Source organism: Actinopolymorpha pittospori, assembly GCF_014873875.1.
Classification (GTDB): Bacteria; Actinomycetota; Actinomycetes; order Propionibacteriales; family Actinopolymorphaceae; genus Actinopolymorpha; species Actinopolymorpha pittospori.
The window spans coordinates 2,761,313-2,775,325 of record NZ_JADBEM010000001.1 but is presented as its reverse complement, the minus strand read 5'-3'; the positions used below and the strand labels follow the sequence as shown (position 1 = coordinate 2,775,325).

17 protein-coding genes are annotated in these 14,013 nt (G+C 68.9%); 10 read left to right on the top strand and 7 right to left on the bottom strand.

Annotation, left to right across the window (positions count from 1 at the left end; all coding sequences use genetic code 11):
* Positions 1–381: 381 nt before the first annotated feature.
* Entirely contained in the window at positions 382–618 is a 237-nt protein-coding gene (locus tag HEB94_RS13145; protein ID WP_192750142.1) for a hypothetical protein, read from the bottom strand.
* Positions 619–879: 261 nt separating this feature from the next.
* On the opposite strand from HEB94_RS13145, the gene HEB94_RS49230 reads away from it, so the two are divergent.
* Both HEB94_RS49230 and HEB94_RS49225 read left to right on the top strand, forming a co-directional pair.
* A complete protein-coding gene (locus HEB94_RS49230; RefSeq protein ID WP_202896319.1) occupies positions 880–1,755 on the top strand; it encodes an alpha/beta hydrolase family protein in 876 nt (291 codons plus the stop codon).
* A gap of 3 nt (positions 1,756–1,758) precedes the next feature.
* Complete coding sequence (locus tag HEB94_RS49225) at positions 1,759–2,388, top strand: hypothetical protein (protein WP_202896318.1); 630 nt, start codon at positions 1,759–1,761, stop codon at positions 2,386–2,388.
* A 50-nt stretch (positions 2,389–2,438) separates the two neighbouring features.
* Here HEB94_RS49225 and HEB94_RS13135 read toward each other — a convergent pair whose 3' ends face one another.
* A complete protein-coding gene (locus HEB94_RS13135) occupies positions 2,439–3,212 on the bottom strand; it encodes a transposase (protein WP_192750141.1) in 774 nt (257 codons plus the stop codon).
* 116 nt (positions 3,213–3,328) lie between these two features.
* Here HEB94_RS13135 and HEB94_RS13130 point away from each other — a divergent pair, with 116 nt between their 5' ends.
* Positions 3,329–4,075, top strand: a complete 747-nt coding sequence (locus tag HEB94_RS13130) for a Stf0 family sulfotransferase (RefSeq protein WP_192750140.1) — start codon at positions 3,329–3,331, stop codon at positions 4,073–4,075.
* Positions 4,076–4,277: 202 nt separating this feature from the next.
* A complete protein-coding gene (locus HEB94_RS13125) occupies positions 4,278–5,093 on the top strand; it encodes a sugar phosphate isomerase/epimerase family protein (protein ID WP_192750139.1) in 816 nt (271 codons plus the stop codon).
* Between the two features lie 49 nt (positions 5,094–5,142).
* Here the strand turns inward: HEB94_RS13125 and HEB94_RS13120 are convergent, their stop codons facing one another.
* Positions 5,143–6,045 carry an aminoglycoside phosphotransferase family protein gene (locus tag HEB94_RS13120; RefSeq protein WP_192750138.1) on the bottom strand — a complete coding sequence of 301 codons (903 nt, stop codon included), beginning with the start codon at positions 6,043–6,045 and terminating at the stop codon, positions 5,143–5,145.
* 33 nt (positions 6,046–6,078) lie between these two features.
* Positions 6,079–6,429: a MarR family winged helix-turn-helix transcriptional regulator gene (locus tag HEB94_RS54575; RefSeq protein ID WP_420481531.1), complete on the bottom strand. Its 351-nt coding sequence runs from the start codon at positions 6,427–6,429 to the stop codon at positions 6,079–6,081.
* Here HEB94_RS54575 and HEB94_RS50535 point away from each other — a divergent pair.
* Positions 6,313–6,882, top strand: coding sequence for an antibiotic biosynthesis monooxygenase family protein (locus tag HEB94_RS50535; RefSeq protein ID WP_238361513.1), 570 nt, complete (start codon positions 6,313–6,315; stop codon positions 6,880–6,882). The two genes, HEB94_RS54575 and HEB94_RS50535, sit on opposite strands and share 117 nt — an antisense overlap.
* A gap of 147 nt (positions 6,883–7,029) precedes the next feature.
* The gene (locus tag HEB94_RS13105; RefSeq protein ID WP_192750135.1) at positions 7,030–7,377 is read left to right on the top strand and encodes a DoxX family protein; all 348 of its coding nucleotides are present in this window, start codon (positions 7,030–7,032) and stop codon (positions 7,375–7,377) included.
* 130 nt (positions 7,378–7,507) lie between these two features.
* Here HEB94_RS13105 and HEB94_RS13100 read toward each other — a convergent pair whose 3' ends face one another.
* The 3 genes from HEB94_RS13100 to HEB94_RS50530 form a co-directional block, all read right to left on the bottom strand.
* A complete protein-coding gene (locus tag HEB94_RS13100) occupies positions 7,508–9,043 on the bottom strand; it encodes a DHA2 family efflux MFS transporter permease subunit (RefSeq protein ID WP_192750134.1) in 1,536 nt (511 codons plus the stop codon).
* A complete protein-coding gene (locus HEB94_RS13095) occupies positions 9,040–9,513 on the bottom strand; it encodes a MarR family transcriptional regulator (protein ID WP_192750133.1) in 474 nt (157 codons plus the stop codon). The genes HEB94_RS13100 and HEB94_RS13095 overlap by 4 nt, the downstream gene beginning before the upstream one ends.
* 215 nt (positions 9,514–9,728) lie before the next feature.
* Positions 9,729–10,262 carry a helix-turn-helix domain-containing protein gene (locus HEB94_RS50530; protein WP_238361512.1) on the bottom strand — a complete coding sequence of 178 codons (534 nt, stop codon included), beginning with the start codon at positions 10,260–10,262 and terminating at the stop codon, positions 9,729–9,731.
* A 96-nt stretch (positions 10,263–10,358) separates the two neighbouring features.
* Here HEB94_RS50530 and HEB94_RS13080 point away from each other — a divergent pair, with 96 nt between their 5' ends.
* The 4 genes from HEB94_RS13080 to HEB94_RS13065 all read left to right on the top strand — a co-directional run bounded on the left by HEB94_RS13080 (position 10,359) and on the right by HEB94_RS13065 (position 13,971).
* Positions 10,359–11,096: a transporter substrate-binding domain-containing protein gene (locus HEB94_RS13080; RefSeq protein ID WP_192750132.1), complete on the top strand. Its 738-nt coding sequence runs from the start codon at positions 10,359–10,361 to the stop codon at positions 11,094–11,096.
* A gap of 83 nt (positions 11,097–11,179) precedes the next feature.
* On the top strand, positions 11,180–11,347 hold the full coding sequence (locus HEB94_RS13075) for a hypothetical protein (RefSeq protein WP_192750131.1): 168 nt from the start codon (positions 11,180–11,182) through the stop codon (positions 11,345–11,347).
* 201 nt (positions 11,348–11,548) lie between these two features.
* On the top strand, positions 11,549–12,310 hold the full coding sequence (locus HEB94_RS13070; protein ID WP_192750130.1) for an ABC transporter ATP-binding protein: 762 nt from the start codon (positions 11,549–11,551) through the stop codon (positions 12,308–12,310).
* A complete protein-coding gene (locus HEB94_RS13065) occupies positions 12,295–13,971 on the top strand; it encodes a hypothetical protein (RefSeq protein WP_192750129.1) in 1,677 nt (558 codons plus the stop codon). Before HEB94_RS13070 ends, HEB94_RS13065 begins: the two co-directional genes overlap by 16 nt.
* Positions 13,972–14,013: the final 42 nt, after the last annotated feature.

Here is a 14,013-nt window from a genome sequence, read left to right as displayed (position 1 = left end):
AGGGTTTGGTCATGGACATCGACACCGGCACTGGCAGCGGGGATGCGGGTTTCGCGCATCCGTTGCTGGCTTGGCTTGCCGGTGTCGGTGAGCAGCTCGATGGCGCCGTGGAGTGTCCCGCGTTGTCGTTGTCGCTGGGTGAGTACGAGTCGGCATTGCGGCAGCTTGCTTCCCATGAAGCAAAGATCGCGTCGTTGCGGTTGTCGTTGGAACCGCGTCAGGCGAAGCAGGCCGCAGCAGCGTGGCCCTGGACGGTGAGACCGTTCCCGTACCGCCCGAGGAGCCAAGCACGTAGACATCCGCGTCCTCCGCGACGTCAACGGTCACCGCGCCGTACATCCGGTCGAAACCCCAGGAGCGGATGGTCACTCCTCTGCTCCGTCAGTAACCGCTGTCGCCGCCGGCCGCGATCTGGTCGGCTCTCGCTTGGAGTTCGGCTTCGTCAGTCGTGGAGTCGACGAACCTCACGCGTGCCGCGGGGAAGCGTTCGCGCACGGCCTTGTCCACGGCTGGTCCGTACGGTGCGAGGCGATACACCACGACCGTGCCGGCGTCGACCTTCATGCCGACGAATCCGTCGGGGTAACGGGCGCGAACGAAGTCCGCGATCGGATCCAACGCCGCCGGCCGGCTCGTCGGGGCATCCGCCGGCTGTCGCGTCGGGGCTTCGCCTGACGTGCCGAGCCCGGATTCGGCCAAGGCGATCCGACAGGACGAGGGGAAGGCGTACGGGCGGGTCCCGAGGCCGCCGGTGTCGGATGACCCGCGCCAGTGCTTTACATGTGACTATTTGGTCACCTATTCTCGCGGTCACCAGTGCGCATGTCCTCCCTCCGAGTGATCCAGCAAGCAACGGACCCGCGAGCGAAGGGACCCGTCATGTCTCAGTCATCCGACCGAACGAGTAGCCGCGGAAGGCGCCTACGGGGCGTCCTCGTCGTCGTTCTGCTCCTAACCAGCCCGCTCGGCAGCGGTACGGCCGCCAACGCCGCCACCGCCGCCAACACCGCCAACACCTCGGACACCGCCAGCGTTGCCGGGTCGGACCCGACGACGCAGGGGCGGCGCACCCTCACCGGCACGATCGAGGGTGCCGACTTCCGCGTCGAGATGCCGCGGCGATGGAACGGCACCCTGGTGCTGTTCAGCCACGGCCTTTACCCCGCGGAGTCCGCGCCGTGGCCGCCCGAGATCCGGCTGGCGAACCGTACGGAGACCGACCGGTGGCTGCTCGAGCACGGCTACGCGCTCGCCGCGTCGGACTACCGGGAACGGTACGGCTACTCGCTCGAGCCCGCGCTTCATGACCAGCTGGCGTTGCTGGACTGGTTCGACGTGAACGTCGGGCAGCCCCACCGCACCGTCACCATGGGCTGGTCGATGGGCGCGGTCATCTCCGTCATGCTGGCCGAGCGCGACCCCGACCGGTTCGACGGTGTGGCGGCCCTGTGCGGCGAGTTCGACGCGAACGGCACCTGGAACGCCGCGCCGGACATCTCCTACGCCGTCAGGACCCTGCTTGCCTCGGGCGAGGACATCGACCTGGTTCGCGCCAGCGACCCGGCGGGTAGCAACCAGGCCCTCATGCAGGCCGTCGAGCGGGCTCTGACGACGCCGGAGGGCCGGGCTCGACTCGCGTTGGCGGGTGCGCTGGGCAACATCCCCGGCTGGTACTCCGCACACCAGGCGGAGCCCACCGAGTTGGCCGAGAAGCTCCGCCAACAGGCGTCGTGGACCCAGTGGGCCTACGTCTAGGGCATGGGACCGAACGCGCGGGCCGACATCGAACGCCGTGCCGGCGGCAACCCGTCCTCCAACGTCGGCGTCGACTACCGCCGCCAGCTCGGCCGGTCCAGCCAGCGTCATCTGGTCCAGCAGGCGTACCGCGAGGCCGGACTCGACCTCGGCGCCGACCTGGACCGCCTCGCGTCGGGTGAGCGGATCGCCGCCGACCCCGAGGCCGTCGGCTACATGTACCGCTACGGCGTTCCCCACGGCCGTACCGCGACACCGGTCATCACCCTGCACAACACCGGCGACGGCGGCGCCGTCCCCGACCAGGCGGGGTGGTACGCCGCACAGGTGCGAAAGTCCGGCGACCCGGCCAAGCTGCGTCAGGTCTACGTCGACCGCGGCATGCACTGCGCCTTCAGCGCGGCGGAGGAGATCCTCACCCTGCGCGCGCTGTTCGAACGGGTCGACACCGGCCGGTGGCCGGACACCCGGCCACCGGCCGAGCCGACTGAACAGGGCCGCGGCGGACTTCGGTACGGAGTACCACCTCGTCTACGACATCGGGACCGGGCAGGACGCCGCGATGCCACCGGCGTTCACGACGTTCCGTCCTCCGGTATTCCTGCGCCCGTCCCGCTAAAGGTTGTCCCGTAATGATCTTGTGGCGTGCTGGGGTTGGGCGGGTCGACCGTGGGTGTGGTGGTTCAGTCGGTGGTGAGGGTGAGGTTGCGCATGAGGGCGATACCTGAGGTGGCGTAGTAGACGCCTTGGCGTTTGCGTCGGCAGTTGCGCAGGATGTTCCAGTTCTTCATGCCGGCCAGGGCGTGTTCGGCTCGGGCGCGGATGCGGCGGTGGCGGGTGTTGATCTGTTCTTTCCATTCCGGCAACGTGGCGCCGGCTGGTTTGCGGAACGGTGTGATGACCCGGGTGCCTTGGTAGCCGCCATCGCCCATCACGGCCATCTGGGCACAGGCGGCATCGGCGCCAGAGTCGAGGAAGGCGCGGCAGTCGTTGCGGTTGCCCGGCACCGGTTTGCCGACCGTGACCGTCAGGCGGGTGTCGGCGTCGATGACGACCTGCAGGTTGGTGGAGTACCGGTAGTTCTTCGACGACGCCGCGATGCTGCGGTCATGGGTGGGGACCAGGGTGCCGTCCACGATCAGCACCTGCTCCGGCCCCCGGCGGCGCCGCAGCGGCGAGAGCACCAGATACGGAGCGAGGTGGTCGACCACGCGGCCCGCGGCGGACTTGGAGATCCCGAACAGCAACGCCACCTGCCGCAACGTCAGGTTCGTGCGGTAGTAGACCGCGACCAGCAACACCCGGTCCTCAAGTCCCAGCCCCCACCGGCGGCCCGCACCTGTCTGCTCGGCGCCACGAGCCCGCACGATGCCCACCAGCTTGCGGAACTGCCGCACCGACAACCCCGTAAACGGTGGAATCCAGCCATCCGAGGAAGCACTGATCACCTGCACCACGACATGGTCAACCCCGACCGGCGGGTCTACCGACCCGACACGCCGATTACGGGACAACCTTTAGCCTCGGCGGAATCTGATTGCGCGACGGAGCGTGGCCCGTGTTCAATCGTGCGATGTCCGCGCCGGCGAGTCCCACCGACTCCTACCTCATCTGCGCCACTCCACGCACGGGAAGCTCACTGTTGTGCGGGTTGTTGGCATCGACCGGTGTCGGCGGCCGCCCCGAGGCGTACTTCCGTCAACCCAACGAGCAGTCGTGGGCCGAACGCTGGCGCATCGTCGACCGATCCGGGCACTTCGACTATGCGGACTACGTCCGAGCCGCGATCACAGCCGGCAGCACCGACAACCGCGTGTTCGGCGCGAAGGTCATGTGGGGAACGCTGGACGAGGTCGTCGCCAAGCTGGCGACCGTCCATCCAAAGCTCGCGGGTGCGGATCTGGAACTGTTGAACCAGGCGTTCGGCCGCACCCGCTTCGTGTTCGTCCGGCGCGCGGACGTCGTGGCGCAGGCCGTGTCCTGGTTACGAGCCGAGCAGACCAACCTGTGGTACGTGGGCGACAGCGGAGTGTCCGGACGCGAGCCGGAGTACGACCTCGACGGCATCCGCGGCTTCGTTCGGATGATCGAGGAACACAACGCCGCCTGGCGGACGTGGTTCTCCTCCTTCGACGTTCAGCCCCATGAGGTGGTGTACGAGGAGCTCATCGCCGACATGAGCGCCGTCACGCTCGGCATCCTCGACCACCTCGGCCTACCGACCACGGGCAGTGTCACGCCGCGACACCAGCGCCAGGCCGACGACATCAACGCCGAGTGGATGGCTCGCTACCGGGCGGAGGCCGCCCGACTCGACTGATCCGGAGCTCCAAGCCCGGCGCACAAGCGCAAAGGTTAGGCTAACCTTACGAACCCTGACAAGCGGTGCCAGCCAGAGACGTACGAGCGACGTTGTCCGGCTCCTGACAGCGATCCGCTCTACGCTGGCGCGTACCTGGAAGTACGCATCGACGTACGCGACGATGCTGGAACAAGCGCGCCGACCGTCCAGGGGAGTAGTCATGAAAGCTGTCTCGAGCTGGTCACTCCACCGCACCCTCGGCTCGTACATGTCCGGCGACGGCCCCGACCGCGGTTCGGGCAGTCTGGCCCGGCCCGAGAGCGGGATGGCCCTGTTGGAGCTGCCCGCCGAACTCCGGCGCCGCGGCTACGACACCGTCCAGATCTGCCACTTCCATCTCCCGAGCCTCGAGGAGAGCTACCTGACCGAGCTCAGGTCGGCACTGGAGGCAGCCGAGATCGACCTGGACGCCGTACTGGTCGACGACGGCGACCTCACCCATCCCACCGACGCCGACGCGCACCAGGCCTGGATCGACGGCTGGCTCGACATCAGCGCCGCCCTGGGCGCGCACCGGGCCCGCGTCATCGCCGGCAAGCAGCAGCCGAGTCCGGAGCGGCTGCGCGACAGCGGCCGGCGGCTCGCCAAGCTGGCGGGCGACCATCCCGACGTACGCGTCGTCACCGAGAACTGGTTCGACCTGACCGCCGGCCCTTCGGAGGTGCACACGATCCTCGATGCGGCGGACGGGCAGGTCGGGCTGCTCATCGATCTCGGCAACTGGAAAGGCCCCGAGAAGTACGACAACCTCGCCGCGGTAGCTCCTCGGGCCGAGACCTGCCACGCCAAGTGCCACTTCAGCGCCGACGGACCCGACCACGCCGACTTCCGCCGGACACTGGGCGTTCTCCGCGAGGCGGAGTTCACCGGCCCGCTCGCCCTCGTCTACGACGGTCCCGAGGCCGACGAGTGGGCCTGCCTCGACCAGGAGGACGCGATCGCGTCGGCCGTCTTCGGGCCCGCGACCGGCTCGTGAGCGCCGCCGGCTTCCACGAAGCCGGCGACCGCGAACACTTCCTCTGCCGTCAGGACGAGGTGGTGTCGGCGAGGACCTGCCTCAGCGCATGGGTGGCCTGCCGGATCATGCCGGGATTGGTGTCCCAGTAGTAGGGCAACGCCATCACCGCCTGGTAGAGCGCCCATCCACGACCGCGTAACCACGAGGCGTCATCGACATCGAGCTCGGCACGGAAGCGGGCCCGGCTGTCGCCGGCGAAGACGTTCCACGCGGGCTGCAGGTCGCATGCCGGATCGCCCACGTTGAGACAACCGAAGTCGATGACCGCCGACAGCTGCCCGCCGACCACGAGCAGGTTGCCCGGGAGCAGGTCCCCGTGCACCCAGACCTCACGCGCGCCCCAGGGCGGAACGCCCAACGACACTTCCCACGAACGCAGCGCCAGCTGACCGTCGATCCGGTCGCCGAGCTGCGCGATCGAGCGGCGAACGTCCTCGTCGCACTCCGCCAGGGGTCCGCCTCGACCACCACGGGGACGCGGAGGTGCGCCGGTCGTGTCGACTCCACGCAGTGCGTGCACGAAGGCCGCGAGGTCAACGGCGGATTGGCACAGGTCGTCGAGGGTGCCGTTGGCGTTCTCGCCGCGCAACCACTCATACACCGACCAGTCGAACGGGTAGCCCTCGGCGGGATGCCCCATCGCCAGTTGGACGGGTACCGCGAGCGGCAGGTGGGCCGCGAGCCTGGGCAACCACTCCGCTTCCTTCGCCGCCTGGCCGGTGGCCCAACCGATGCGCGGCAGGCGGACCGCCAGGTCCTCACCCAGCCGGTAGATGTCGTGGTCGGTGCCGTACGACGCGACGAGCCTGACGGGCAGGTCGGCCCACTGTGGGAACTGCCCCGCAAGCAGTCGGCGTACCAGTGCGGCGTCCGTCTCGACCTCGTCGACGTGCATCTTCAGTGCCTTCATCGCCGCCATGGTTGGCGACCACACCCGGCGACGTCAACCGAGTTCTTGCGGCGAGCCGGGTCGAAGCTGTGCCACTACTCCCCGCCGGCTCGGAGACTTCCGGTCGTGAGCGCGCTGGCGCAGGCGTCGAGCAACCGAACGAGTTCGCGCTCCTCGCGTTCGGACAGCCCCCGCGGTCATCCGGCTCTCGACCGCACCCACGCCGCGATGGGCCTCCACGAGCAGTGTGCGCCCCCGCTCGCTCAGACTGATCTGAAGGATGCGCCGATGAGTGGGATGGGGAGCGCGCTGGACAAGTGCTCTGGCCTCCAGGCCCGCCACGATCTGGTTCATCGTCTGCGGAGTGACGAAACACCGTCGGGCCAGTTCGGCGCCGGACAGCACACCCGCCTCCTCGAGCATCGCCAGCACGGCGTACTGCGCGTTACTGAGGCCGACCTCCCGAAGTACTTCGTCCACCACGACACAGAACGCCTGCTGAGCCCGCTTGAGCTCATACCCGACTCGCCCTTCCACATGGACCAGATCGCCGTGGACGAACAGGTCGTGACGTTGATCAATGTCTTCACCGTCACCCCAGAAGACCAGCAAGGGCTGGTTGACATGCTGGTCGAGGCGACCGAGCAGGTGATGTCCAAACAGCCCGGCTACATCGCGGCCAACATCCACCGCAGCATCGACGGCACCAGGGTCGCCAACTACGCACAGTGGCGCAGTAGAGAAGATTTCCAGGCACTTGCCAGCAACCCCGAAGCCGCTGCACACATGCGGCGAGCGGCGGCCGTGGCGACCTTCGAACCCGCCCTGTACGAGGTCGTCTTCACCCACCACGCCTAGGGCGACGCGGGCGCTGTGATCAGGTGGCTCGAGGCCGCCGGCCCGGCATCCGGTCACCTTCGGTCGCCGCGCTCCGTCAGGACACAGAAGACCTCTCGACATCCAGCCCGGCGAGCCCGCCGGCGCCTCCCGAGGAGGAGCACTTCCGTGTCCACCGCCCACATCGTTTTCACCCTGCTGGCCGCCGCCATGGCAGCTTTCTCGGCCGGCGTCTCCTTCGTCTCCCCCGCCTGGGTCGTGCGGTCCATGACGGCCTACGGCGTCCCCCGCTGGTGGTGGCCCTGGCTCGGCGCCCTCAAGGCGGCCGGCGCGGCAGGCCTGCTGATCGGCCTGCTCGTACCCGCCATCGGCGTCCTGGCGGCGACCGGCCTGGTGCTGTACTTCGCCGGGGCCGCCGTCACCGTGATCCGAGCGGGCCAGCTCTCACACGTCCCGTTCCCGCTGGTGTTCGTCGCACCGGTGCTCGCCTCGTTGGCCCTCGGGCTCGCGGCCTGACCTGCCCACCCCGACCGACCACCCTGATCGACCGCCCAGCCCGCACACACGAAGTGGCCGCCACGTCAGGTACGACGTGGCGGCCACTTCGACCACTTCGATCCGTGCTGCCCTGGTGAAGGGCCGACGGTCAGTGCATGACGATCGGAACGGCGGCTTCGTCCTGCTCGGGCGTGGTCTCGATCTTGCGGCGCGGCAGGAACAGCGCCGGAACGATGCACAGGACGACCAGCACCAGCGCGACGGTGTAGGTGGTGCCGAACGCGTTGGAGAGCGCCGCCTGCCCCTGACTCAGCACCTCGGGCGGAACCTGCTCGGCCGCTACCCGGCCCTGCGTCACCGCGCTGTAGGTGGTCGCGGCCTGGCTGTCCAGGACCTGGTTGGTCAGGATGACCGACATCACCGCCGTGCCGATCGATCCGGCCGTCTGCTGGACGATGTTCATCAGCGTCGAACCGCGAGCGACCTGGTGGTGGGTCAGGCTGGCCATCGCGGACGACATGATCGGCATCATCGTCATCCCCATGCCCAGACCCAGGACGAACAGGCCACCAAGGAGCACGACGTAGGACGAGTCCGCGGCGACCTGGGTGAACACCGACATTCCCACGGCGATGATCACGATGCCGCCCAGGACCAGCTTGCCGGGGCCGATCTTGTCGGTCAGCCGGCCGGCGACGGGCATGGTGAGCATCGCTCCCAGACCCTGCGGCGCCAGCAGCAGACCGGTGCTGAGCGTTCCCTCACCGCGTACCTGCAGGAAGTAGCTCGGCAGCAGCAGCATCGCACCCATGAACGCCACCGAGAACAGCGTCATGGTGACGACCGCGATCGTCAGGCTGCGGCTCTTGAAGAGCCCGAGGTGGATCAGCGGGTGTTCCTTGCCCAGGGCGTGGAACACGAAGGCGATCACCAGGACGAGGCCGACGAGCGACGGGATGAGCACCTTGGCCGCCGCGACCGTTCCGGCATCGGGGATCGAGGAGACGCCGTAGAGGAACAGCGCGAGGCCCGGCGAGAGCAGCAGCATGCCGACGAAGTCGAAGGACTCCGAGGGCTCCGGCCGGTCCTTCGGCAGGATGCGCAGCGCGGCGAGGAACGCGATGAGCCCGACGGGCAGGTTGATGAGGAAGATCCAGTGCCAGGTGACCGACTCGATCAGCCATCCGCCCAGGATCGGGCCGGCGATCGGGCCGAGCAGCATCGGAACACCGAGGACGGCCATCACCCGACCGATGCGTTGCGGCCCGGCCGCGCGCGTCATGATCGTCATGCCGAGCGGCATCAGCATGCCGCCACCAAGACCCTGCAGCGCCCGGAAGACGATCAGCGGGCCGATGTCCCAGGCCATGCTGCACAGGACGGAGCCCGCGACGAAGAGGACGAGTGAGGTCAGGTAGAGCCGCTTCGTCCCGAACCGGTCGGCGGCCCAACCGGTGACTGGAATGACGGTCGCCAACGCCAGTGTGTACGCGGTCATCGTCCATGCGACGGTGGCGTACGAAGCGTCGAACTCCCGCTGGAAGGTCGGCAACGCGACGCTGACCACGGTGACGTCGAGGATCGACATGATGGCGCCGAGCACCACCACGCCGGCCACCCTCAGGACACCGCGATCGAGCTTGTCGCTCTCGCTCCCGGCATCAGAGCCGGTCGTTAAGGTCATGCGTGTCGCCCCTCCAGACGATGTTGCTGTGGTGAAGTCGGACCGACGATCGGACGCAGAGCGTCCTGCAGCCGGGCGCTGTCCGACGGATCGAGCGAGTGGACGAAGGCCAGCAGAGCCTCGTGCCGGGCCTTGTCGATCCCGGTGACGACCTGCTTGCCCTCAGCGGAGACGCAGACCCGTCGTACTCGTCGGTCGTGTGGGTCCTCGCGGCGGATCACCAGATGCTGGGCGACCAACCTGTCGATCGTGCGCCCAGCGGTCGGCAGCGACATGTGCAGCTGCTCGGCGAGCTGATGGATCGGGATCGCCTCGTCCTCCACGGCCAGGGCGACCAGGCACCGGAACTGCGTCAGTGACATGTCCCTACCGGCCATCGACTCCAGGTCGGAGTCGGCCTGGGAACAGGCGACACGTTGGAGCAGTGCCTCCAACGCCTCCGCCAGCTCGAGATCCTCCGCCGTACCCACGAGCTGGATGCTACCGGGCATGAAAGAGTTGCGCGAATGAAATTAATTGCCCGAAGCGAACTATCGGGCGGGCTCACTCACCTGGGCGCTGGCGGTCTGGCTCCCAGTGAGCCGAGAGATCACTTCTGGTAAGTCGACCGTGACCAGCGGTCGCCCAAAATGTGCGTCACCGGGGCGGCGGGTACGGCGCCAAACCCCCACATCCAGGGACGGGATCAGGCGGCGCTGGGCCTCGGCCTGAAGTGAACCGCGAGCTCCACGTCCAACGCCCGGGCGATCCGCTCGAGGATCGGCAGGGTCGGCACGGTGCCGCCGGCCTCGAAGCGCGCGACAGCCGACTGGGTCATGCCAGCCGCCTCGGCGAGTTCACGCTGACTCCAACCACGCTGCTCCCGCAACTGTCGGACGGCCGCACCAAGCTCGAACGCCAGCCGCGCCGCCCCATAGGCTTCGCTCGCGCCAGGCTCTGCCATCCGGCGGTCCCGGACCTCTTCCCAGTTGGCCGGTCCACTCATCGCCCCCACCCCTCCTCGTCCTCGACGGTGTGCGCTTGGTCCACACCGCGCCAACGCGCGCCGCGCGCGATCGACCTCGCGGTCCTCTCGCATCCGCGACTTACGGAACACCGTCAGCAAGATGATCCGCCGGCCCGGAGCGATCCAGTACGTGATCCGCACCTGGTCCGGGTCGAGATGGAACCGAAGCTCGCGAAGCTTTCCGTCCAACTGCCGGGTAATACCCCCGGTCATAGCAATGACGCTATACGTTTCCGGGCCGACGGCATGGCACGCATCGGCCGCACACGCGGCACGTGAGGAACTCCGGTCCGCTATACGCTCGCCTCCATGACGACCGCGACCGCCGCCATCACCGACGATCTCGCTCCGACGGGAACCCTGCGGGCCTCGATCAACCTCGGAAATCCGGTGCTGGCCCAGGGAACGCTGGAGGCGCCGACCGGCGTGACGGTCGACATCGCACGTGAGGTCGGCGTACGCCTCGGCGTTCCGGTCGAACTCCGCTGCTTCGACGCGGCACGTAAGTCCTACGAGGCGATGGCCTCCGGTCAGGCCGACCTCTGCTTCCTGGCCGTCGACCCCGCGCGGGAGGCCGAAGTCGCCTTCACCGCGCCGTACGTCGTCATCGAGGGTGTGTTCGTCGTACGCCAGGACTCCGACTTCGCCAAGCCGGACGACGTGGACCGTCCGGGCGTGCGGGTCGGCGTGAAGCGTGGGTCCGCCTACGACCTGTTCCTCTCCCGCACCCTTCAGCACGCGAGCGTCGTACGGGGTGAGGAAGGAGCCGACGAGTTCCGCGGCCAGGGCCTTGAGGTGGCGGCCGGCATCCGGCAGCCGATGACGACATACGCCGCCGCGGACGCCGGGCTTCGGCTGATCGAGGAGCGGTTCATGCAGATCCAGCAGGCGGTGGGAACGACGAGGACCCGCCGGCCCGAGACCGTCCAGTTCCTCCGGGACGTCGTGGAGGAACTCAAGGCCAACGGCTTCGTCGCGGAGTCGCTTCGGCGCGCGAACCAACTGGACGCCACAGTCGCGCCGCTGCTGCGGGACACGTCGAACTAGCTCGTTCCACCGGCGAGTCACAGTTCGGATTCGTCCAAGCGCCGACGCTGGATCAGGTTGACGTTCGGTGTCACCCTCGGCGCATGGGATGGTTCATCGCAGTCGGCGTCGTGCTGCTGGTCGTCGTGCTCGCCCTCCTGTCCCGGCGCCGTTCTGACGCACTGCCGTGGGCGAACCGTCGCGAGCAGACCAAGTACGCCCGGGGCGACCAGCCGGGGTACAACTCCCTCCCGCCGGACGGGATGGGCTGAGCTGCCCCGAGGCTGAATGGGAACGGAGCACATGCTCCGTCCGTTCGACAGCGTGGGCGGTCGCCGTGGTGACACGCGCCTGGATCTCTGCTCGTTCCCGGAGCTGATCGCCCCTGGCCGGCCGGATGCCGGCTGCTCGTGAACGAGTTCGCCGATGTCGTCCTGCGCACTGTGCGCCGACGGCACTGACGAGAGGGCCCCATGACAGCGGCATTCCACCTCGACGGTCTCACCAAGGACTTCTCCGGGCGCCTGGCCGCCGACCACGTCACCCTGCGAGTGCCGGCAGGTTCGCTGACGGGGCTGGTCGGACCCAACGGCGCCGGCAAGACCACCTCGTTGGCGATGGCGGTGGGTCTGCTGCGACCCGACTCCGGCACGGCGTACGTCCACGGCGTCGACGTGTGGGCCGACCCCGTCGGCGCGAAGGCGATGCTCGGCGTGCTTCCCGACGGTCTCGCGTTGCCCGAACGACTGACCGGTGGCGAGTTGCTCCATTACTGGGGCCTGTTGCGGGGAATGGAGCCGTCGGTCATCCGCGACCGGGCACGCGAGCTGCTCGCGGTGCTGGAACTGGACGAGGCGGAGGAGCGAGGCGTCCTCGTCCTCGAGTACTCCACCGGCATGCGCAAGAAGATCGGGCTGGCGACGGCCCTGCTGCACAACCCGAAGGCGCTGGTACTCGACGAACCGTTCGAGGCGGTCGACCCCGTCTCGGCCCGGGTGCTGCGTCGGATCCTGCGCCGCTTCGTCGCCGGCGGCGGTGCGGTGGTGATCTCGTCCCACGTCATGGGGCTGGTCGAGGACCTCTGCGACCGGGTGGCTGTCATTGCCGAGGGCCGGGTGCTGGCCGACGGCACGCTCGACGAGGTACGCGCCGGGTCGCGCCTCGAGGACGTCTTCGTCGAACTCGTCGGCGAGCGCGCCGCGGTGGAGGGTGAGCTCGCGTGGTTGGGCAGCTGATCGACCTCACGTTCGCCATCCGCCGGCACAGCCCCAGTCTCAAGCGCACCTGGGGGCTCGTGCTCGGCCTGGCGGCCGCCGCCGCGACGTGGGCCGGGGTGCTCCTCGCGCGGCCGGATGCCCGCTCCGACGTCTCGATGCTGCTGCTCGTCGGCTGGTTCGTGGGGTGGCTGATCGGGCCGATCCTCGCCTCGGGCGCGGCGGTGTTGCGGCCGGAGTACTTCACGCTGCTGCCGGTCCCGCGACGCCGGCTGGCGGCGGGCCTGCTCGCCTCGGCGTTCGTGGGTGTCGGCGGAGCGGTGACCGCCCTCACCATGGTCGCCCTGGTCGGTCATGGCGTACGTACGAGCTCCGTGGTCGCGACGCTCGTCGCCGTGCCATGCGCGGTGCTCTTCCTGGTCCTGTGCGTGGCCGTCTCACGTACGGTCTACGCGCTGCTCGGCGCCGCCATGCGGACCCACCTCGGGGTGGAGATCGCGGCAGTGCAGTACGGCCTGCTCATCGCCACCCTGTTCGTCGGCTGGCTGATCGTCTCACCGGTCGTCAACGCGGTCCCGACGTTCCTCGACGAAGGGCTCCCCCATGCCGCGATGAGCGCGGTGCTGGGCTGGACCCCGGCGGGCTGGCCGGTGCAGGCCGTCGAGGCGGCCGCCGCCGGCGACATCGCGACGGCACTTGGTTGGCTCGGGCTGCTCGCCGGGGCCGCGGCAGTCGCGGTCGGCGCGGCCCTGCTGCTGCTCACGCCCTACGTCGGAAACCGCACGATGCGGCGTGGCCGTCGCCCGATCGGGTCCCGGATCCTCGAGCGCCCCGGGATGCTGCCTGGCAACGAGTTCGGCGCCGTCGTCGGCAAGGAGCTGCGCACCTGGTGGCGGGATCCCTGGCGCAGCCTGGAGATCCGTTCGTCCATCTGGTTCGGCCTGTTCCTGGCCGCCTACGGCTTCATCGCCGACGTACCCCAGCTGGCCGCCCTCGCCGGGGTCGGCGTGGCGATGATGGTGGCGCTCAGCGGCGCCAACCTCTACGGCCAGGACGGTACGGCGCTGTGGCAGCTCGTCGTGGGCCAGCACCCGCGGGCCCTACGGGCCGACGTACGGGGCCGCCAGGTCGGATTGGTCGTCTTCTTCGGCATACCCGCGCTGGTGCTCTCCACCATGATGATCGTGCTGACCGGCGACTACGACCTGGCCCTGCCGGTGCTCGCCGGTCTGGTGGCACTGTGCGGAACCGGCAGCGGGATCGCGGTACTGATGTCCGTGCTGGCCGTGACACCCGGCGTCGACCCACACCGCCGGATCAACGCCACGGACGCCGGCGAGAACTCCTTCGCCATCCAGATCGCGATGTGGTTGACCTCCCTGCTGGCGGCGCCCACCATCGTCGCGGGCATCCTCCTGGCGATCGGTCCGGGTTGGCTGCCCGCCTGGTTCCCGGTCGTGACCGTCGCCATCGCTCTGGTCAACGCCGTCCTGATGGCCGTTGCCGTGGGTGCGCTGGCCCTGCGACAGCTCTCCGTCCGGCTGCCGGAGACCTTCGCCCGCCTTCGCTATCCGGGAATGGCGCGGGCCCACGCCGGCAACGGCTGGCTCGACCGGTTTGCCGGGCAGGCCGAGAAGGAGGCCATCAAGGCCGCGGCGGCGAAGGCCCGGTCGCGCGGATGACCCCGGCCGGCCCACGCGTCTCCGCGACACGGTTCAGGAGCG